The sequence below is a fragment of the Miniimonas arenae genome (assembly GCF_006351005.1).
GTDB classification, from domain to species: Bacteria; Actinomycetota; Actinomycetes; order Actinomycetales; family Beutenbergiaceae; genus Miniimonas; species Miniimonas arenae.
The window spans coordinates 43,812-63,438 of the sequence record NZ_VENP01000006.1; the positions used below are offsets into that span (position 1 = coordinate 43,812).

The window sequence follows — 19,627 nt, forward strand, 5'->3', positions numbered from 1 at the left end:
GATGCCAGAACCTGGCGGCGGTCGCACCGACGCACGCGGCGCCACCGACGACGCCGCCGTCCGCACGCGCGAGCAGCAGCGGCGCGAGTCCGGCGCCCGGGCGGAGCTCGCCGTCGCGAGGTCGCTCACCGCGACGCTGCCGGAGGGCAGCGTCGTGCTGCGCAACGTGAACCTCGTCGTCGACGGCGAGCAGTCCGAGGCGGACGTCCTCGCCGTCGTGCCGGGGCTGGGTCTCGCGGTGGTCGAGGTCAAGAGCGGGAACGTGCGCCTCACCGACGGTGAGTGGCGCCAGGGCGGACGCGCCATCGACCCGGTGCGTCAGGCACGACGGACCATGCACGCGGCCCGGCGCTACCTGCACGAGCGCGACGCGATCACGTTCCGTCGCCTGCGCGCCACCTACCTCCTCGCCCTGCCCGGCTCGCGCATCCCGGAGACGTTCCGCGCCCCGGACGTCACTCGCCGGATGATCCTCGACTCCGGCGACCTGCTCGAGGGCCGCGCCGGCGAGCGCCTCGTGGCCGCCCTCACCCGCGACGCGGACGGCGACCGCGTGCCGGACGCAGCCCTCGTCGCCACCATCGCCGCGAGCTTCGCCCCCTCCCTCCCGGGCCAGGCCGACCTCCTGGCGGCCGCGGAGGAGCAGGACCTGCTCGCCGAGCAGCTCACGGCGGACCAGGCGCGGGTTCTCGACCTGGCGCGCGCGATGCCGCGGCTGCAGATCGTCGGCGGCGCCGGCAGCGGCAAGACGTGGCTCGCCCTGGAGCAGGCACGGCGGCTCTCGGCGCAGGGCCGGCGCGTCGCGCTGCTGTGCTACTCGCGCGGCCTCGGCCGCTACCTCCAGCGCACGACCTCCGCCTGGCGCCGGGACCGGCCCGCGTGGGTCGGCCTCTTCCACGAGCTCCCGGTCGAGTGGGGCGCGACGCCCGGCCGGGACGACGACCCCGAGGACTGGGAGACGCGGCTGCCCCGCGACCTCGCCACGCTCGCCGCCACGCGCGACCCCGCCGACCTGTTCGACGCGATCGTCGTCGACGAGGCGCAGGACTTCGGCGACGAGTGGTGGCCCGCGCTGCTGCGCTGCCTGCGCGATCCCGGCACGGGCGGGCTGACCGTGTTCTCCGACGAGTCCCAGCGTGTCTTCGCGCGCGACGGCCGCGCCCCGATCGAGCTCGCGACGCTCACGCTCGAGGAGAACCTGCGCTCCACCCGCGAGATCGCCCGGACCTTCGGCAGCTACGGCGACGGCGTGGTGCGCCCCGCCGGCGCGCACGGCGCACCGGTGCGCCTGGTCGAGGCCGGCGACGCCGAGGCGATCGCGTCGGACGACCGCGCCCTGCGTCGCGCCGCCGCGGACGAGGTGCTCGCCGCCGCGGACGACGCCGTCGAGGCTCTCGTCGAGGAGGGCTGGATCCCGGGTGACATCGCGCTGCTGTGCACCGGATCGCGCCACCCGGAGCAGGTGAACACGGTCGAGCTGCGCGGACACACCGCCTACTGGGACGACGCCCTGGACGGTGTCGACGTCTTCTACGGCCACGTCCTCAACTTCAAGGGACTGGAGCGCCGCGTCGTCGTGCTCGCGGTCAACGGCGTGCGCGACCTCGACCGCGCTCGGCACATGCTCTACACGGGCATGTCCCGGGCGCGCAGCCTGCTCGTCGTCGTCGGGCCTCGCGCCTTCGTCGAGCGGGTCGGCGGCGAGGCCGCCGTCCACCGCCTGCGCGAGGCCACGCCGTGGCCCGTGCGGGTCTGCGACTGACCGGGCCTGACGGAGCCGCCCACCGTGACCACGCTCGACAGGCCGCCGCGCACCCGCCACGCTGGCCCCGTGCCGTCAGACTGGGTCGAGGAGCTCGTCACGCTCCTGTACCGCGTCGACCCCGAGGACTTCGTCACCGAGCGCGCGCGCTACGCCGCCCAGGTGCGGGCCGCGGGCGACGAGGTCGGGGCGGCCCGGCTGCGCCGTCTGCCCAAGCCGACGATCGCCGCGAGCTGGGTGAACCGGCTCGCGGTGCACTGGCCCGAGGAGCTCGAGCAGCTGCTCGCCGTCGGCGAGAGCCTGCGGGAGGCGACCAGCACGCGCGACCGCAGCCGACTCGCCGCGCTCGACCGCGAGCGCCGCACCCGCACCGACGCGCTGGTCTCCCTGCTGTGGCACCTCGGCGAGGAGGAGGCCGCGGCGGGCCGGCGCGGGCCCTCCCCCGAGTCGCTCGCGCGGGTCGTCGAGATGCTCACCGCGGCCGTGATGGACCCCGAGGTGGCCGAGCAGGTGCGCCGCGGCCAGGTGGCCCGGACCGTGGTGCACGAGGGCTTCGGCGTGGTCGGCCCCGACGACGGCGTGCCCGCCCCCACCGTCCGGCACCTGCGTCCGGGCGCGGACCAGGTCGCGCGGGCGACGGCGGACCTCGTCGACGCCGAGAACCGCCTCACCGCCGCGACCGACACGGTCGGCTCGCTCGAGTCGATGGTGACGTCGCTGGACGCCGAGATCGCCGCCCTCGAGCACGACCGTGACGCCGCGCGCGAGAACCTCGCCACGTGGCAGCGCACCCGCACCGAGGCCGAGCGTGCGGTGCGCACGGCGCGTCAGCGGCTGGACGCGCTCACCGACGAGCCGTGAGCGTGTCGATGACGCACGCGAGCCTCGACGGGCCGTCGGAGTACCGCACGCTCGCCGCGACCCACCAGCACGAGGTCGAGATCTCCCGCTCGCGCTTCCTCGCGCTGCTCTCCCCCGCCGCGACGGAGGAGGACGCGCGTGCGTGCGTCGCGACAGCGCGCCGGGGCCACCCGCAGGCGCGCCACCACTGCACGGCCTTCGTGCTCGGTCCGCGCCGCGACGTGCGCCGCACGAGCGACGACGGCGAGCCCTCCGGCACCGCCGGCGCACCCATGCTCGACGCGCTGCTCGCGGCCGAGGTGAGCGACGTCGTCGCCGTCGTCGTGCGGCACTTCGGCGGCGTGCTGCTGGGGACCGGCGGCCTGGCACGGGCCTACCGCGGCGCCGTCGCCGACGCCCTCGCCGGCGCGCCGCTCGTCCTGCGGCGCCGACGCACCCTGCTGCGCGTCACGCTCGACTACGCGGACGCGGCCGCCGTCACCGCGCTCGCCGAGCGCGCGGGCTGGGGCGTGTCGGCCCGCTACGGGGTCGACGTCGAGCTCGACCTGGCCGTGCCGCCGGACGCCGCCGGGGCGTCGGTGACGCGGATCGCGGCGACGACGGCGGGGCGGGGCCGCGCCACGCCGTCGGGCACGGCATGGGTGGACCAGCCGTGGCCGGACCACCCGCAGGACGAGACGCACCACACGCGCGCCCCCGGAACTGCCTAGGCTCGCAACCGATCGCCGCTGATCCACGAGGAGAACCATGACCGCGACCGACTCCGCACCCGCGCTCGTCACCGAGCGCAGCATCGACCCGCTCGGCTTCGAGGTGCCCTCGACCGTGCCCACGCACTGGTACAACCTGGCGGCCGACCTGCCGCAGCCGTGCCCGCCCGCGCTGCACCCGGGCACCCGCGAGCCGCTCGGCCCGGAGGACCTCGCGCCGCTGTTCCCGATGGCGCTCATCGCGCAAGAGGTGTCCACCGAGCGGTACGTCGAGATCCCGCAGACCGTGCGCGAGATCTACTCGCTCTGGCGGCCCGCCCCGCTGATCCGCGCGCACCGCCTCGAGCGCGCGCTCGGCACGCCCGCGCGGATCTACTACAAGTACGAGGGCGTCAGCCCGGCAGGCTCGCACAAGCCGAACACCGCGATCGCGCAGGCCTACTACAACAAGCTCGAGGGCGTCACGCGGCTGACGACCGAGACGGGCGCGGGCCAGTGGGGCGCTTCCCTGTCGCTCGCGGGCGCGCTGCTCGGCCTCACGGTCGAGGTCTGGCAGGTCCGCGCGTCCTACGACGCCAAGCCCTACCGCCGGTTCCAGATGGAGGCGTACGGCGGCGTGTGCCACTCCTCGCCGTCGGAGCTGACCGAGGCCGGCCGCGCGATCCTCGCCGCGACGCCCGACACCACCGGCTCGCTCGGCATGGCGATCAGCGAGGCGGTCGAGGTCGCCGCTGAGGACCCGGAGGCCCACTACTCCCTCGGCAGCGTGCTCAACCACGTGCTCCTGCACCAGACGGTGATCGGGCAGGAGGCGCTGGAGCAGCTCGGTGACGTCGTCCCGGACGTCATCTTCGGCTGCGCGGGCGGCGGGTCGAACCTCGCCGGCCTCACGTTCCCGTTCCTGGGCCGCAACCTGCGCGAGGGCACCACCACGCGCCTGGTGGCGTGCGAGCCGGCCGCGTGCCCGTCACTCACGCAGGGTGAGTACCGCTACGACCACGGCGACGTCGCGGGCCTCACGCCACTGCTCAAGATGCACACCCTCGGCGCCGACTTCGTGCCGCCGCCCATCCACGCCGGCGGCCTGCGCTACCACGGCATGGCGCCGATGGTGTCCCACGCGGTGAACCTCGGGCTCATGGAGGCCGTGGCGATCGACCAGGACACCGCGTTCCGCGCGGGGGTGGAGTTCGCACGCGCCGAGGGCATCATCCCCGCGCCCGAGTCCACCCACGCCGTGGCCGCCGCGATCGCGCACGCTCGCGCGGCGACCACCGACGAGGTGGTGCTCATCGGGCTGTCCGGGAACGGCGTGCTGGACCTGCCGTCCTACGGCGCCTACGTCTGAGTCGCGCCGCTGACGGCGCTACGCCGCAGGCGTCGCCACCTGAGCGGTCGCGTCCGTGCCCGGATCCTCGGCACGGGCGCGACCGCGCAGCGCGAGCAGCGGCAGCACGAGCACGCTGAGCAGTCCGCCGGCGACCATCGCGGCCGCCACCTCGGGCGGGAGCGCCTTCGCCGCCACACCCTGCTCGGTGATCACCACGACGAGCGGCAGCGCGGCCGCCGAGAGCAGGGCGAGCGACCTCGCGTCCGGAGGCGAGACCGAGCGGCGGTGGGCCCACCACGTGGGGATGCCACGCACGAGGAGCGCCGCCACGACGAACCCGGGGATCAGGAGCAGCGACGTGGGGTGCTCGATCATCGAGGCCACGTCCATCTTCATCCCCGACGTCACGAAGAAGATCGGGATGAACACGCCGAACCCCACGGCCGTGAGCTTGCGGTCCAGCATGAGCTGGTCGTCCTCGGCCATGTCGAGCGCGGTCGCGGTGCGCACCACGAGGCCGGCGGCGAAGGCACCCATCAGCGCGTCGATGCCCAGGTCGTCGGCCAGCAGCACGAAGAACGCGACCGCGAGCACGGCGACGCGCACCGGGAGCTGGGACGTGCTGTGCATACCCTGCGTCACCGAGCGCCGCAGCCACGGCACGCGCAGGTGGTTGGCCGCCCAGAGGCCGGTCACCACCACGACGGCGAAGATCGCCAGCTCGGCCAGGACCGCCACCGGGTTTCGTCCGCTGAGCAGGAGCGCGACGAGCACGATGGGTCCGAACTCCCCGATCGTCCCGACGGCGAGCGTCCGCTCGCCCAGGGGCGTGCCGACCACCCTCTCCTCGCGCAGGATCGGCAGCAGCGTGCCCAGCGCGGTCGTCGTGAGGGCGATCGCCACGAAGCGGGCGGCGTCGCCCCCACCCGCGAGCGCGACGACGACCCCCACGATCGAGGCGAGCGCCACCGAGACGAGCCACGAGCCGCCCGAGCGGCGGAGCGCCTCACCGCGCATCGTGCGCAGGTTGACCTCGAGACCGGCGAGGAACATGAGGAACGACAGGCCGACGTCGGCCACGCTCTGCACCGAGCCCGTGGCGCTCGACAAGGCGAGCACGGCGGGTCCGATGACGATCCCGAGCCCGATCTCGAAGACGACCCCGGGCACGACCTTGCGGGTCACGAGCGACAGCAGCGGCGCGGTCACACCGGCGGCGAGGACGACGAACAGGGGATCCACGGCGTCACGGTAGTGGTCGACGCGGCCGCAGGTGCCGACGTCGGGCGGCGCGCCCGGCGCGCGCACTCAGCCCAGCGTCGCCCTCACCGCCTCGTCCAGCAGAGCCACGAGGTCGGTGCGGCCCGCACCCGCGAGCGACCACTCCTGGACCGCCGCGAGCAGGCAGCCCGCGTAGGCCCCTGCCCTGGACCGGGCCACGAGGGGCGTGGCGCCGCCTGCCCGGAGCGCCGGCGTGAGCGCGTCGCGCACGTCGGCAAGGCGGCGCACCGCGGCGAGCCGCAGCTCCTCGCCCAGCCCCATCGCCTCGCCCTGGGCGAACGCCATCGCGACGTTCTCCGCCGGCAGGCCGGCCGCGAGCTCGCGCAACGCCTCGGCCACGTCCGCCCCGTCGGCGAGCCGGGCACGCAGGGCCACGACAGCGTCGTCGAACCTCGCCCACAGCAGGTCGCTCTTGGCCTCGACGTAGTTGAAGAAGGTGGACCGGCTCACGCCGGCTCGGGACGTGATGTCCGCCACGGAGGTCGCGGCGTACCCGCGTTCGAGGAACAGCTCGCAGGCGGCCTCCTCGAGGAGATCGCGGGACGCCGCGCGCGGCCGTCCCACGCGCCTGCGCTCCGTCCCCTGCGTCACGGCGCCCATCGTAGGGGTCGTATTGTTGGACGCCGACCAACAATCACGTGAAAGGCCTCCGGTGCGCCGACCCGCCCTCCTCCCCCTGACCGCCACGCTGGCGTCTGCAGCCCTCCTGCTCGCCGCGTGCAGCGGCACCGCCGGCGACGACGCCTCGGGAGCGCCCGACGCCTCCGGCGACGCCGGCGCCGCCACACCGTCAGCCGGCGGCACGCTCGTGTACGCCTCGGGCGACGCCGAGCCCACGTGCCTCGACCCGCACGTCGGCGGCAACTACCCGCAGGCTCTGCTCGCCTCCCAGTTCCTCGAACCGCTCGTCGGCCGCGACGCCGACGGGACGATCACGCCGTGGCTCGCGACCGAGTGGACCACCTCCGACGACGGCCTGACGTGGGACTTCACGCTCGCCGAGCGCACGTTCACCGACGGCACCGCGTTCGACGCCGAGGCGGTCAAGGCGAACGTCGAGCACCTCAAGGACCCCGCCACCGGCTCCTCCACCGGCTACCTCGCGCTGGCCAAGGTCGACTCCGTCGAGGTGGTCGACGCCCAGCACGCCCGGTTCCACCTCAGCGAGCCGGACGCGGCGCTGCTGGAGTCCCTCTCCCAGCCGTGGACGGCGATGGAGTCACCCACGGGGATCGCGCGCGGCACGGACGCCAACTGCCTCGCGCCGGTCGGCACCGGTCCGTTCGTCGTGACCGGTTCGACGCCCCAGCAGCAGGTCGACCTCGTCCGCAACGACGACTACGTCCGGCCGGACGGGACCGCCGAGCCGGCGCTGCTGGACGGGATCACCTGGCGCTTCCTCCCCGACGCGGCAACCCGGTACGCCGCGCTGATCTCCGGCGAGGTGCAGGTGATCGACAACCCGCAGCCGGACACGATCGCGGCCGCCGACGCGGACTCCTCGCTCGGCGTCGAGCACATCGACGCGCCGAGGCCGGGCAGCGTCAACCGGATCGAGCTCAACTCCGGCCAGGCGCCCTTCGACGACCTGGCGGTGCGCGAGGCGTTCATCCGGGCGGCCGACCCCGAGCCCGGCATCGAGACCCTCTTCGCCGGCGTGACCGAGCGGTCCTTCTCCCCGCTCGCGTCCGTGGAGCCGCTCGCGTACTCCGACCCGGACCTGTTCACCACCGACGTCGAGGCGGCGAACGCGCTGCTGGACCAGGCGGGCTGGACCACCCGGGACGCCGACGGCGTGCGGACGAAGGACGGCAACCGCCTCACCGTGCGGATGCCCGTGAGCACCAACCAGTCTGTCGCGGCCGAGCAGTCGCTGTTCGAGCAGATCCAGGCCAACGTCGCCGGTGTCGGGTTCGAGCTCGTGCTGGAGCCGATGGACCTCGGCGCCTGGTACACGGCGCTCGGCAACAAGGAGTACGAGGCCGTCTCGGCGCCCTACACGAAGGTCGGCCCGGACGTGCTGCGCATCCTCTACCACTCCGACGGCACCGTGCCCGCGCCGTCGGGCTACTTCGCCAACCACGCCTTCGTGCGCGACGCCGAGCTGGACGCGTGGCTCGACGAGGCCGCCTCCACCCAGGACGACGACCGGCGCGCCGAGCTCGTGCAGCAGGCCCAGCAGCGGGTCCTCGAGGGCTTCTACATCCTCCCGCTGTACGACCAGCAGAACCACTTCCTCGTCCGTGGCGCCACCGGGGTCGACGTGCTCCACACCGTCTCCACCCCGACGTTCGTGGACGCCTCGCTCACCTCGTGAGCGGGTCCGGCGTGCGGGCCGCGGCCGGCTGGGTGCTGCGCACCCTGGGGCGCGCGCTCACGGTCGTGGTCGTGACGGCGACCGTGGTGTTCCTCGCGCTGCGGCTGGCCGGCGGCGACCCGGTCGAGGCGGTCCTCGGCGGTCCGGGCTCCCAGGCCGGACCGGAGGCCGTGGCGGCCGCGCGCGCGCAGTACGGCCTCGACCTGCCGCTGTGGCAGCAGTACCTCGTGCAGCTGCGCAACGTGCTCACGCTCGACCTCGGGGACTCCTACGCGCGACGGGTCCCGGTGAGCGACCTGCTCACCGCGCAGCTGCCGGCCACCGCCGTGCTCGCCCTGACGTCGCTCGCACTCGCCTGGGTGATCGCGCTCGCGGTAGCCGTGCTGGCGACGACGGCGCGGGGCCGGCTCGGGCGCGCCGCCGCCCGCGTCCTGCGCGGCGGTGAGCTCGTGGCCAGCGTGCTGCCGCACTTCTGGCTCGGCGCCGTGCTCATCGTGGTCTTCGCGAGCACGCTGCACTGGTTCCCGGCGACGAGCACGCCGGGCTCCCCCGCCTCGCTCGTGCTGCCGACGGTGACGCTGGCCGTCCCGCTCGCGGGGTTCCTCGGCCAGCTCGTGCGCGACTCCCTCGAGGAGGCCGAGTCCGCCCCGTTCGCCACCACGGCGCGGGCGCGCGGCGCCTCGCCGACCCGCGTGCTCGGTCGGCACACGCTGCGGCACGCCGTCCTGCCGGCCGTCTCCCTGTCCGGCTGGGCGTTCGGCTCGCTGCTCTCCGGCGCCGTCGTCGTCGAGGTGCTGTTCGGTCGGCCCGGGCTGGGCCGCCTGCTCGTGGACGCGACGCTCGTGCGCGACGTGCCCGTGGTGGTCGGCGCCGTCGTGGTCGTCGCGCTCGCCTACGTCGTGCTCACCGTCGTCGTCGAGGCCCTCGAGCTCGCCCTTGACCCGCGCCGTCGCGCGGGCGACGCGCTCGTGGCCGCCGCATGAGGCGCGCGCTGCGCGGCTTCACGCCGGGCGCCTGGGTGGCGCTCGCCGTCGTCGTCGTCATGCTCGTCATGGTCGTGGCACCGGGGCTGATCGCGCCCGGTGACCCGACGGCGATCGCGCCACGCGAGGCGTTCGAGCCGCCCTCGCTCGCGCACCCGTTCGGCACCGACGAGTCCGGCCGTGACGTGTGGACGAGGGTGGTGCACGGCGCCGTGTCCTCGCTCGGCGTCGGTCTGCAGGCGACGGTGATCGGCGTCGCGCTCGCGATGGTGCTGGGGTTCGCGGCCGGGCTCGGGCCGCGGTGGCTCGACGCGGGGATCGCCCGGGTGGTCGAGGTGCTGTACGCGCTGCCGACCATGGTGCTGGCCCTGCTCCTCGTCACGGTGCGAGGCCCCGGGCTCGCGGCGTCCGTGCTCGCCGTGGGCCTGGCGACTGCGCCCGGGTACGCCCGGATCCTGCGCTCGCGGGTGCGCGGCGTCGCGACGTCGGGCTACGTCGCGGCCGCGCGCCTGGATGGACTCGCGCCGGCGCGCGTCCTCACCCGGCACATCGCGCCCAACGCGCTGTGGCCGCTCGTCGCGGTGCTGACCCTCGGCATCGGCCAGGCCGTGGTGTGGGTCGCGGGCCTGAGCTTCCTCGGCCTCGGCGCGCTGCCGCCGTCGCCGGAGTGGGGCGCGATGCTCAACGCCGGGCGCGTCTACCTCACGACCGCCTGGTGGCTCACGGTGGGTCCGGGCCTCGCGATCACGGTGACCGCCGCGGCGCTGACGGCACTGGGGCGCGCGTTCGGGCGGGTGGGGGTCGCATGAGCGGGCGGACAGGTGAGCCGATGCTCACCCCGGCGCCGGTGCGGGACGCCGAGCCGGTGCTCGCCGTCGCGGACCTGCGGGTCTCCTTCCGCAGCCTCGAGGTGCTGCGCGGCCTGGACCTGCGCGTGCACGCGGGCGAGTGCCTCGCCGTCGTCGGGCCCTCCGGCGCGGGCAAGTCGGTGCTCGCGCGCTCGCTGCTCGGACTGGCCGGCGAGGGCGGCGCTCCCGCGCGGGTCGCGGCGGCGACGCTGCGGATCGCGGGCCGGGACCTGCGCGGCGCGCGCGAGCGCGACTGGCGGCGCGTGCGCGGGCGGCACGTCGGGCTCGTCCTGCAGGACGCGCTCGGCTCGCTCGACCCGCTGCGCACGGTGCACGCCGAGGTCGCCGAGACCCTGCACACCTCCGGCCGTCCGGCGGCGCGGGGGTCGGCCCCCGTCGGGGAGCGGGTTCGTGACGCCCTCGCGCGCGCCGGCCTGCCCGAGCCCGACGTCGTGGCGCGCCAGCGCCCGGGCGCGCTCTCGGGCGGCATGCGCCAGCGCGCGCTCATCGCCTCGGCGATCGTGGCCGAGCCGCCGCTGCTCGTGCTCGACGAGCCGACCACCGCCCTCGACGCGACGGTCGCGGCCGACGTGCTCGCGCTGCTCGGGCGCCTGCGCGACGCCGGCACCGCGCTGCTGCTGGTCACGCACGACCTCGGCGCCGTCGCCCGGATCGCCGATCGCGTCGTCGTGCTCGCCGACGGGCGCGCGGTCGAGGAGGGTCCGACGGCGCGGGTGCTCACCGAGCCCCACCACGCCGTCACCCGCGGCCTGCTCGCGGCGCTCCCCCGCGGGCCGAAGCCGCCCCCGGCGCCCGTGATCGGGACCGACGTGCTCCTGGCCGGGCACGGCCTGCGCCGCACCTACCCGCTGCCGGGACGCGGACCACGCGGGGCGCGCACCGCCGTCGACGGCGTGGCCGTCACCGTGCGCCGCGGCGAGGCGCTGGGGATCGTGGGCGAGTCGGGCTCGGGCAAGTCGACGCTGACCCGCCTGCTGCTCGCCGCCGAGCGACCGGACGAGGGCACGGTCGAGCTCGACCGCGCACCCTGGTCGGACCTGCCGGAGGCCCGACGGCGAGCCCGCCGCGCGCGGATCCGGCTCGTCCCGCAGGACGTGCTCGCGAGCATGGACCCGCGCCGGGACGTGCGCCGGATCCTGCGCGACGCGGGCGCGAGCAACCCGGTCGCGCTGCTCGCCCGCGTGCACCTGGGACCCGAGGTCGCCGACCGGATGCCGCGGAGCCTGTCGGGCGGCCAGCGGCAGCGGGTCGCGATCGCGCGGGCCCTTGCGGCCGACCCGGAGCTGCTCGTGCTGGACGAGCCGGTCTCGGCGCTCGACGTCGCCGTCCAGGCGGGGATCCTCGACCTGCTGCGCGAGGTGCAGGATGCCGGGACCGCACTGGTCCTCGTGTCGCACGACCTCGCCGTCGTGCGCCGGCTGTGCGACCGCGTGCTCGTGCTGAGCGAGGGTCGCGTCGTGGAGGAGGGCGCCGTGGAGACGGTCTGGGCGCAGCCGCGGTCGGAGGTCACGCGGGCGCTGCTGGCCGCCGCGTCCCCCGTGGGCGGACGCGGCGGCCGGTAGCCGGGCTGTCGCCGGCGCGCTCGGCGCGCCCGCTGCGCCCGCCGCGCGCGGCGCCGAGAACGGCCCGAGGCGACGAGAACGGTCCGCTGGGGGCCGTCCTCGTCGCCTCGGGCCGTTCCTGCGGCGCGGACGAGCGGGCGGGCTGCTCGACTCAGGCGAGCAGGTCCCGCGTGGTCGGGTCCAGCAGAGCCACGACGGCGTCGCGCGCCTGGGTCGGACCCGTCGCCGCGAGCGCAGCGGCCGCCATCGCCTGGCACTGCTCGAGCGTGTGGTGGCGCAGCGCGAAGCGCACCGCGGGCACCGCGCCGAGCGACATCGACAGGCTCGTGATCCCGAGCCCCTTGAGGACGAGCGCCATGAGCGGGTCCGCGGCCGACTCGCCGCACACCCCCACGGGCTTGCCGAGCTCGGTCCCGGCGCGGGCCGTCGCGGCGACGAGGTCGAGCACGGCGGGCTGCCAGCGGTCGAGCAGGTCCGCGAGGTCGCCCTTGAGCCGGTCGGTGGCCATCGCGTACTGCGCCAGGTCGTTCGTGCCGATCGAGACGAAGTCGACCTGCTCGAGGATCTCCTTCGCCCGCAGCGCGGCCGCCGGGACCTCGACCATGACGCCGACCTTGGCCAGACCCGCGGCGCGCGCGTCAGCCGCGAACTCCGCCGCCTCGGCGGGCGTCGCGATCATCGGGGCCATCACCCACGGCTGGGTCCCCGTCGCCTCGGCCGCTGCCGCGAGGGCCGTGAGCTGGTCCACCATGAGCTGCGGGTGGATCCGGCCGATCCGGTAGCCGCGCACGCCGAGGGCGGGGTTCTCCTCGCCCGGCAGCGTCGCGAACGCGAGCGGCTTGTCGGCGCCGGCGTCCAGGGTGCGCACCACGACCTTGCGACCGCCGAACGCCGCGAGGGCCGCGGTGTACTCCTTCTGCTGCGCGGCGACGGGGGGCGCCGTCTGCGCGTCGAGGAACAGCACCTCGGTCCGGAACAGCCCGCTGCCCGCGACGGTCCGCGCGTCGTCGGCGGCCGCGGCACGCTCGGCGTCCGCGGCGGTCCCGATGTTGACGAGCAAGTCGATCGGGTCGCCGTCCTTCGTCGCCCCCGGCGCGGTGTCCTCCTCGAGCGCGCGCTCGGCCTCGGTCCGCTTCGCGACGGCCTCGACCGCAGCGTCGTCGGGCGAAACCTCGAGCGTGCTGTGCCGCGCGTCCACGAGCACGCGCGTGCCGTCCTCGAGCGACGTCGCGCCCGTCACCTGCACGAGGCACGGCAGGCCGAGCTGCCCGGCGATGATCGCGGTGTGCCCGGTGGGACCGCCCAGCTCGGTGACGATGGCCAGCACGTACCGCAGGTCCAGCGCCGCGGTGTCGGCGGGCGCGAGATCGCGCGCGACGACGACGCTCGGCTCGTGCAGGTCCGGCACGCCGGGGGCGGGTTGGCCCGCCACGACGGCGACCACGCGGTCGCGCACGGACGCCAGGTCCGTGACGCGCTCGGCCATGAGGCCGCCCGCGGCCGTGAACATGTCGATGAAGGCGCCGACGGCGGAGCGGACGGCGGCGACCGGCGGCTTGCCGCCGGCCAGCTCGCGCTTGGCGCGCGCGGCGAGCGCGGGGTCCGCGGCGATCTGCGCCGTCGCGCCGAGCACCTCGGCGAGGCTGCCGGAGCTGCGCGCGGCGCGCGCGGACAGGTCGGCCGAGACCGTCCGGAAGGCCGCGAGCACCGTGTCGGCGAGCTCCTCCTCGGGCACGGGCACGCCGTCGCGCACCACGACGGTGTCCTCGGGCACCTCGACCGGTTCGCGCACCTGCACCACCGGGCCGACGACGGCGCGGCGGCCGACCCCGACGCCGGCGAGGACGCGCGGGCTGACGGGCGCGGTCATGACGCGTCGAGGTCGGCGGCCACGAGCTCGGCGACCTTGTCCAGGCCGGCCTCGTCGTCGCTCGTGAGCTCGACCTCCTCGCCCGCACCGATGCCGAGCGACATGAGCATGAGGATGCTCGAGGCGTCCACGCCTTCCTCGCCGACGCGTGCGATGAGGACGGGCTCAGCCGCCTCGGCTGCGGCGGCGGCGACGAGCGAGGCGGGACGTGCGTGCAGGCCGGAGGACGACCCGACGGTGACGGTGCGAGCTGCCATGGTGATTCCTTCACTTCCTGCCCCGTGGGGCGACTGGGCGACACCACGCCCGGACCGGCCGGAGGTGGTCGTGGGCATCTTGCCCGATTTCCCCGGCTACGTCCCGGAGAGCGACATGTGGATCTGGTACCGGTCGCCCCGGTACCAGGAGGTGACGTACTCGACGGGCCGCCCGGAGGCTCGCGACGTCCGGCGGAACACCATGAGCGGCGCCCCGACGCCGACCCCGAGCGGATCCGCGGTCGACCGCGTCGCGAGCTCGGACCACACGGTCTGCTCGGCGCCGTCGATCCGCAGGCCGTAGCCGAGCGCCATGATGCTGTAGAGGGACCCGGTCAGCTCGATGCCGCCCAGGTCCGGCAGCAGGCGGTTGCTGTAGAAGCCGCGCTCGAGCGCCATGGGCGCGCCGCCGGCCAGGCGCAGCCGCTCGATCTCCCAGACCTCCTCGTCGGGGGCGAGCCCGAGCGCGGCGGTGACCTCCACGGGTGCGGGCACGAGCCGGACGTGGCGCACGAGCGTGGACGGGACGAGGCCGCGTCGGCGCATGTCGTCGGTGAACGAGGCGAGGTGCAGCCGGGACTCCACGCGATCGGCGGCCACGAACGTGCCCTTGCCGTGCACGCGGTAGAGGCGCTGCTCCTCCACGAGCTGGCGGATCGCCTCGCGGACCGTCGCGCGGCTGACCCCGAACTCGGCCATGAGCTCGCGCTCGGAGGGGATGGCCTGGTGCGGGGCCCACTGCGAGGTCACGCGCTCGAGCAGGATCGCGCGCAGCTGTGCGTGCTTCGTGACGGGGCCGTCCACGACGGCGTCCGGCGCCCTCGCAGCATCGTCTGCCCCTTCGACCACCTCGACCACGCCAGCCCCTCTCGGCCTGCTCTGCGCTGTTGACACGTCCTCGATCTGGGACCACCATACCCGCACTGGTACGAACCAGTAAGAACCAGTTGTCCGACGAGACTCTCGCACCCGCACCCACGAGGAGCCCCCATGGCCACCACCGTCCTCTCGCCCCTCGCGGGCCGCGCCGTCACCTTGGCGGACATCCCCGACCCCGTGTTCTCCCAGGGCATCGTCGGCCCGGGCGCGGCGATCGACCCGACGGCCGACGTGCTCGACGTCGTGGCACCGATCGCGGGCACCCTCGTCAAGGTGTTCCCGCACGCGTTCGTCATCGCCGGCGCCGATGGCGTGGGCGTCCTCGTGCACCTCGGCATCGACACCGTGAAGCTCGACGGCGAGGGGTTCACGGTGCTGGTCGAGCAGGGCTCGACCGTCGCCGCCGGCGACCCCGTGGTCATCTGGGACGTGCCGGCGATCGTCGCCGCGGGCTACAGCCCCGTCTCCCCCGTGATCGTCATGGACCGCGCGGCCGAGCTCGTCGCGGTCGCCGACGGGGTCGAGGGTGCGGCGACGCAGCCCGGCCAGCCCCTGCTCACCGTCTCGGCCTGACCGCCGCGCTGCCGTTCGACCGCTGCCGTTCGACCGCTGCCGTTCGACCGGCCGACCGCTGTCGGTCGACCGGCCGACCGCTGTCGGTCGACCGGCCGATCCCTGCCGGTCGACCGCCGACCGCTGACCTCTGACCTCTGACTTCTGATCCTCCGATCTCGAGGGAGACCGTTCCATGACCACCGCCACCGCGACCCCCGCGAAGCCGGCGAAGAAGCCGCTCCGCATCCCGGGGTTCACGGGCCTCGGCGAGTTCATCACCGGTGCCGGCGCGTTCGGTGCGTTCGTGTACGGCTTCGCGAACCGCATGCTGATCCCGGTCGGCCTGCACCACATCGTGAACTCCTACGTGTGGTTCCTCTACGGCTCCTACGACGGCCCCAACGGCGTCGTGACCGGTGAGCTCACGCGGTTCGCCGCGGGCGACCCGACGGCGGGCGCGCTCACCTCGGGCTTCTACCCGGTGCTCATGTTCGGCCTGCCCGCCGCAGCGCTCGCGATGATCCACCTCGCCGACAAGCGGCAGCGCAAGACGGCGATCGGCATCCTCGGCGCGGCCGGCATCACCGCGTTCCTCACCGGCGTGACCGAGCCGCTGGAGTTCGCGTTCATGTTCGTCGCGTTCCCGCTGTACGTGGTGCACGCGATCCTCACCGGCCTGTCGCTGGCGATCGCCTACACGCTCGACATCCACCTCGGGTTCTCGTTCTCCGCCGGCCTCATCGACCTGCTGCTCTACGGCACGGCGCCGGCCGCGAAGAACATCCCGCTGCTGCTCATCATGGGCGTCGTCTACTTCTTCGTGTACTACGTCATCTTCCGCCTCGTCGTGAAGCGCTGGAACCTGCGCACGCCGGGCCGTGAGCCGGAGGCGGAGTTCGAGGCCGAGCAGGCCGAGAACAGCTCGGAGGAGCTCGTCTCGACCACCGTGGCGTCCACACCGGCGGCAGCCGGGGCGGTCTCCAGCGAGGGGGCCGTCGGCGCAAGCGCCGCCGCAGCGGCCGCAGCCGCCACGACGGCGAGCAGCGCGACGGCGAGCAAGGCCGAGCAGCTCATCGCAGCCTTCGGGGGTCGCGAGAACCTCGTCAACGTCGACGCCTGCATCACGCGTCTGCGGATGGAGGTCGCCGACAAGGACAAGGTCGACAAGGCGCGTCTCAAGGCGCTCGGCGCGGCCGGCGTGATCGAGGTGGGCAACAACGTCCAGGCGGTTTTCGGCACGCAGGCCGAGGCCCTCAAGAACGACATCAAGGACGTGCTCTAGATGGAGGTCATCGTCGTCGAGCGGCCCGAGGACGCCGCGCCCATCGTCGCGGACGCGTACTCCCGCCTGCTCGCCGCCAAGCCGGACGCCGTCCTCGGCCTGGCCACCGGGTCGACCCCGCTCGGCGTGTACGACGAGCTCGTCCGGCGGTACGAGGCCGGTGAGCTCACGTTCGCGAGCGCCCGCGCGTTCCTGCTGGACGAGTACGTCGGGCTCCCGGCCGACCACCCCGAGCGCTACCGCGCGTTCATCGAGCGCGTCTTCACGGGGCGCGTGGACCTGCGTCCGGACGCCGTCCAAGGACCCGACGGCCTCGCCGAGGACCTGTCGGCGGCCGGCGTGGCGTACGACGCCGCGATCCGGGAGGCCGGCGGGATCGACCTCCAGATCCTCGGGATCGGGGCTGACGGGCACCTCGCGTTCAACATGCCGATGTCGAGCCTGACCAGCCGCACCCGGCTCAAGACGCTCACCCCGAAGACCCGGCTGGACAACGCGCGGTTCTTCGACGACGACCTGGACCAGGTGCCGCGGCACTGCCTCACCCAGGGGCTCGGCACGATCATGGAGTCCCGGCACGCCGTGATGCTCGGCTTCGGACTGAACAAGGCCCAGGCCGTGCGGGAGTGCGTGGAGGGCGCCGTCTCGGCGCGCTGGCCGGCGTCGGTCCTGCAGCTGCACCCGCACGCCACGGTCGTCGTCGACGCCGAGGCCGCCAGCCAGCTCACGTTCCGCGAGTACTACCGCACCACGTACGACGGCAAGCCCGACTGGCAGGGCATCTGATGGTCACGATCCGCGCGGGGCGCGTGCTGCTCGACGGAGCGTTCACGGGCCCCGCGCAGCTCGCCGTCGAGGGCGGCCGGATCGCGTCGGTGACCGTGGGCGAGGCGCTCGCCGGCGCGCCCGCTGCCGACGTCGACCTCGGCGCGGCGACCCTGACGCCCGGCCTTATGGACCTGCAGATCAACGGCTCGTTCGGCGCGGACTTCGCCGACGCGACCCCCGAGCAGTGGACGCGCGTGCTCGGCGGGCTCGCCGCGCGCGGCGTCACGGCGGTCCAGCCGACGATCATCACGGCACCGCTCGCCCAGCTCGGGGGCGCGTTCGCCCGGGTGCGGCAGGCGCGGGACGAGAACGCGGGCGGCCCCGCGGCGCGGGTGCTGGGCGCGCACCTCGAGGGGCCGTTCATCTCCCCCGCCCGCAAGGGGACGCACCGCCCGGACTGGATGGTCGAGCCGAGCCCGGAGCACCTCGACGTGCTCCTGGCGCACCCGGCCACGCGGGAGGTCCTCACGACGCTCACGCTGGCCCCGGAGCTGCCGCACGCCCTCGACGCCACGCGGCGCCTCGTGGCCGAGGGCGTCGTCGTCGCCGTGGGGCACAGCGACGCCACGGCCGCGCAGGTGCACGCCGCGGCCGACGCGGGCGCCACGATGACGACCCACGTGTTCAACGCGCAGCGCCCGCTCGGCCACCGCGAGCCCGGTGTCCCGGGGGCGGTGCTCACGGACGAGCGGTTCTACGTCGGCACGATCGTGGACGGTCAGCACCTGGACCCGAGCGTCGTGCGGCTCGTCTACACGGCCGCAGCGGGCCGCGCGATCGCCGTCACCGACGCGATCGTCACGGCCGGGCTGCCCAACCACACGTGGCTGCAGTTCGGCGGCCGACCGGTGGCGAACGACGACACCGGCCTCGGCCGGCGGGAGGACGGCACGATCACGGGCGCCGGCATCGTCCTGGACGAGGGCGTGCGCCGCATGGTGGCCTCCGGGCTCGACGCCGCCACGGTGCTCGCCTCGTGCACCGAGGTGGCCGCCCGCTCGCTCGGTCGCGCCGACCTGGGACGCCTCGCGGTCGGGGCGCACGCCGACCTCGTCGCGTGGGACTCCTCGTGGCACCCGGTTCGCGTGTGGGTCGGTGGGAGCGAGATCGCCGCGAGCGTCGGGACCGACGCCGTGTCCGGTTGGACGACGAGCGCGGGCGCGAGCACAATCCGGGCATGACTCACCCCGCGGGTTGGTACCCGGACGGTTCCGGACGTCAGCGCTGGTGGGACGGCACGGCGTGGACGGAGGACACGCGCGACGCCGGCCAGCCCGCGAGCGCCGGGGCGGGCACGACGGCGGGCACCGCCTGGCAGCCCGGCGGCACCTCCGCGCCCGGCACCGGCGCGACGGCGAGCACCGCCTGGCAGCCCGGCGCCACCTCCGCACCCGGTACCGGTGCGACGGCGAGCACCGCCTGGCAGCCCGGCGGCACCTCCGCGCCCGGCGTCTCCGCATCCGGCACCGGCGCGACGACGAGCACCGCCTGGCAGCCCGGCGGCACCTCCGCGCCCGGCGGCCCGGTCGTGTCGGCCCCGGGTGCCCCGGGCGGCCAGTCCGGTGCCTCGGGTCAGCCGACGTCCGCCGGCTACGGCCGGATCCCCTCGGTCGGACGTCCCGACGGGTACGGCCCGGGCGGCTACCAGGCTCCGGGCACGCCCGCGTACGGTCAGGCGACGGTGAGCCCGGCCTACGGCCAACCCGGCGCTCCCGCCTACGGCCGGCCGGGAGTTGCGCCCGCCCAGCCCGGCGCCCCGTACGGTGGCGCGCCGGGCGGCGCCCCGCGCAGGCGCACCGGCGTGGTGGTGGGCATCATCGTCGCCGTCGTGGTCCTGATCGTCGCCATCCTCGCGGTCGTGTTGTTCTCGGTCCGGTCCCAGACGGCCGGCCCGCTCCACGCGGTCACCGACTACAACGACGCCTGGGACGCCGAGGACTGCCAGCTCCTCGTCTCGTCCGTGACCAACGAGTTCTGGCAGTCCACGTGGGCGAGCTGCGACTCGTTCGAGGCCGACGCCGCGGAGTTCAACGCCAGCCTGCAGAACGGTGCCGACTCCTACGAGTGGCGGGCGACCTCGACGAGCGTCTCGGGCTCGACGGCCACCGTGGAGGTCGCGGAGAGCTGGACGGACTCCTCCGGCCAGCATCAGAGCGCCGACGTTACGTTCAACCTCGTCAAGCAGGGCGGCGGCTGGCTCGTGGACTCGGTCACCAGCGACTGACCGCAGCGCCCAGCACGCCGCGACGCTCCGACCGGGCGTCCCACCCGCTCGCCGCTG

The 19,627-nt window shown here is 75.0% G+C and carries 18 protein-coding genes; 13 read left to right on the top strand and 5 right to left on the bottom strand.

Going from position 1 to position 19,627, the window contains the following annotated elements:
- Window position 1: 1 nt before the first annotated feature.
- From FH969_RS03060 to FH969_RS03075, 4 genes are all read left to right on the top strand, one after another.
- A complete protein-coding gene (locus FH969_RS03060; protein WP_139986026.1) occupies window positions 2-1,762 on the top strand; it encodes a nuclease-related domain-containing DEAD/DEAH box helicase in 1,761 nt (586 codons plus the stop codon).
- 69 nt (window positions 1,763-1,831) lie between these two features.
- The gene (locus FH969_RS03065) at window positions 1,832-2,623 is read left to right on the top strand and encodes a hypothetical protein (RefSeq protein ID WP_139986028.1); all 792 of its coding nucleotides are present in this window, start codon (window positions 1,832-1,834) and stop codon (window positions 2,621-2,623) included.
- A complete protein-coding gene (locus tag FH969_RS03070; protein WP_246071671.1) occupies window positions 2,620-3,333 on the top strand; it encodes an IMPACT family protein in 714 nt (237 codons plus the stop codon). Before FH969_RS03065 ends, FH969_RS03070 begins: the two co-directional genes overlap by 4 nt.
- 37 nt (window positions 3,334-3,370) lie before the next feature.
- A complete protein-coding gene (locus FH969_RS03075) occupies window positions 3,371-4,681 on the top strand; it encodes a TrpB-like pyridoxal phosphate-dependent enzyme (protein ID WP_139986030.1) in 1,311 nt (436 codons plus the stop codon).
- Window positions 4,682-4,699: 18 nt separating this feature from the next.
- Here the strand turns inward: FH969_RS03075 and FH969_RS03080 are convergent, their stop codons facing one another.
- Both FH969_RS03080 and FH969_RS15100 read right to left on the bottom strand, forming a co-directional pair.
- Entirely contained in the window at window positions 4,700-5,905 is a 1,206-nt protein-coding gene (locus FH969_RS03080; RefSeq protein ID WP_180359639.1) for a cation:proton antiporter, read from the bottom strand.
- Window positions 5,906-5,971: 66 nt separating this feature from the next.
- Window positions 5,972-6,535 carry a TetR/AcrR family transcriptional regulator gene (locus FH969_RS15100; protein ID WP_234417729.1) on the bottom strand — a complete coding sequence of 188 codons (564 nt, stop codon included), beginning with the start codon at window positions 6,533-6,535 and terminating at the stop codon, window positions 5,972-5,974.
- A 61-nt stretch (window positions 6,536-6,596) separates the two neighbouring features.
- On the opposite strand from FH969_RS15100, the gene FH969_RS03090 reads away from it, so the two are divergent.
- The 4 genes from FH969_RS03090 to FH969_RS03105 are packed head-to-tail and all read left to right on the top strand — an operon-like array spanning window position 6,597 to window position 11,675.
- Window positions 6,597-8,261, top strand: a complete 1,665-nt coding sequence (locus tag FH969_RS03090; RefSeq protein WP_180359638.1) for an ABC transporter substrate-binding protein — start codon at window positions 6,597-6,599, stop codon at window positions 8,259-8,261.
- The gene (locus FH969_RS03095) at window positions 8,258-9,244 is read left to right on the top strand and encodes an ABC transporter permease (RefSeq protein ID WP_234417730.1); all 987 of its coding nucleotides are present in this window, start codon (window positions 8,258-8,260) and stop codon (window positions 9,242-9,244) included. Before FH969_RS03090 ends, FH969_RS03095 begins: the two co-directional genes overlap by 4 nt.
- Window positions 9,241-10,053 (top strand): ABC transporter permease, encoded by an 813-nt coding sequence (locus FH969_RS03100; RefSeq protein ID WP_108717830.1) that lies wholly within the window; start codon window positions 9,241-9,243, stop codon window positions 10,051-10,053. The genes FH969_RS03095 and FH969_RS03100 overlap by 4 nt, the downstream gene beginning before the upstream one ends.
- 20 nt (window positions 10,054-10,073) lie before the next feature.
- Complete coding sequence (locus FH969_RS03105; protein WP_246071672.1) at window positions 10,074-11,675, top strand: ATP-binding cassette domain-containing protein; 1,602 nt, start codon at window positions 10,074-10,076, stop codon at window positions 11,673-11,675.
- 151 nt (window positions 11,676-11,826) lie between these two features.
- On the opposite strand, the gene FH969_RS03110 is transcribed toward FH969_RS03105, so the two are convergent.
- From FH969_RS03110 to FH969_RS03120, 3 genes are all read right to left on the bottom strand, one after another.
- Window positions 11,827-13,545 (bottom strand): putative PEP-binding protein, encoded by a 1,719-nt coding sequence (locus FH969_RS03110; protein ID WP_108717832.1) that lies wholly within the window; start codon window positions 13,543-13,545, stop codon window positions 11,827-11,829.
- Window positions 13,542-13,802, bottom strand: coding sequence for an HPr family phosphocarrier protein (locus FH969_RS03115; protein ID WP_108717833.1), 261 nt, complete (start codon window positions 13,800-13,802; stop codon window positions 13,542-13,544). Before FH969_RS03115 ends, FH969_RS03110 begins: the two co-directional genes overlap by 4 nt.
- Window positions 13,803-13,898: 96 nt before the next feature.
- Window positions 13,899-14,606, bottom strand: coding sequence for a GntR family transcriptional regulator (locus FH969_RS03120; protein ID WP_246071673.1), 708 nt, complete (start codon window positions 14,604-14,606; stop codon window positions 13,899-13,901).
- Between the two features lie 186 nt (window positions 14,607-14,792).
- On the opposite strand from FH969_RS03120, the gene FH969_RS03125 reads away from it, so the two are divergent.
- The 5 genes from FH969_RS03125 to FH969_RS15585 all read left to right on the top strand — a co-directional run bounded on the left by FH969_RS03125 (window position 14,793) and on the right by FH969_RS15585 (window position 19,570).
- Complete coding sequence (locus FH969_RS03125; RefSeq protein WP_139986035.1) at window positions 14,793-15,254, top strand: PTS sugar transporter subunit IIA; 462 nt, start codon at window positions 14,793-14,795, stop codon at window positions 15,252-15,254.
- A 175-nt stretch (window positions 15,255-15,429) separates the two neighbouring features.
- The gene (locus FH969_RS03130) at window positions 15,430-16,518 is read left to right on the top strand and encodes a PTS transporter subunit EIIC (protein WP_218975245.1); all 1,089 of its coding nucleotides are present in this window, start codon (window positions 15,430-15,432) and stop codon (window positions 16,516-16,518) included.
- A complete protein-coding gene (nagB, locus tag FH969_RS03135) occupies window positions 16,519-17,304 on the top strand; it encodes a glucosamine-6-phosphate deaminase (protein WP_139986037.1) in 786 nt (261 codons plus the stop codon).
- Window positions 17,304-18,527: an N-acetylglucosamine-6-phosphate deacetylase gene (gene nagA, locus FH969_RS03140; RefSeq protein ID WP_139986039.1), complete on the top strand. Its 1,224-nt coding sequence runs from the start codon at window positions 17,304-17,306 to the stop codon at window positions 18,525-18,527. The genes nagB and nagA overlap by 1 nt, the downstream gene beginning before the upstream one ends.
- Window positions 18,524-19,570: a DUF2510 domain-containing protein gene (locus FH969_RS15585; protein WP_139986041.1), complete on the top strand. Its 1,047-nt coding sequence runs from the start codon at window positions 18,524-18,526 to the stop codon at window positions 19,568-19,570. Before nagA ends, FH969_RS15585 begins: the two co-directional genes overlap by 4 nt.
- The last annotated feature ends 57 nt before the right edge of the window (window positions 19,571-19,627 follow it).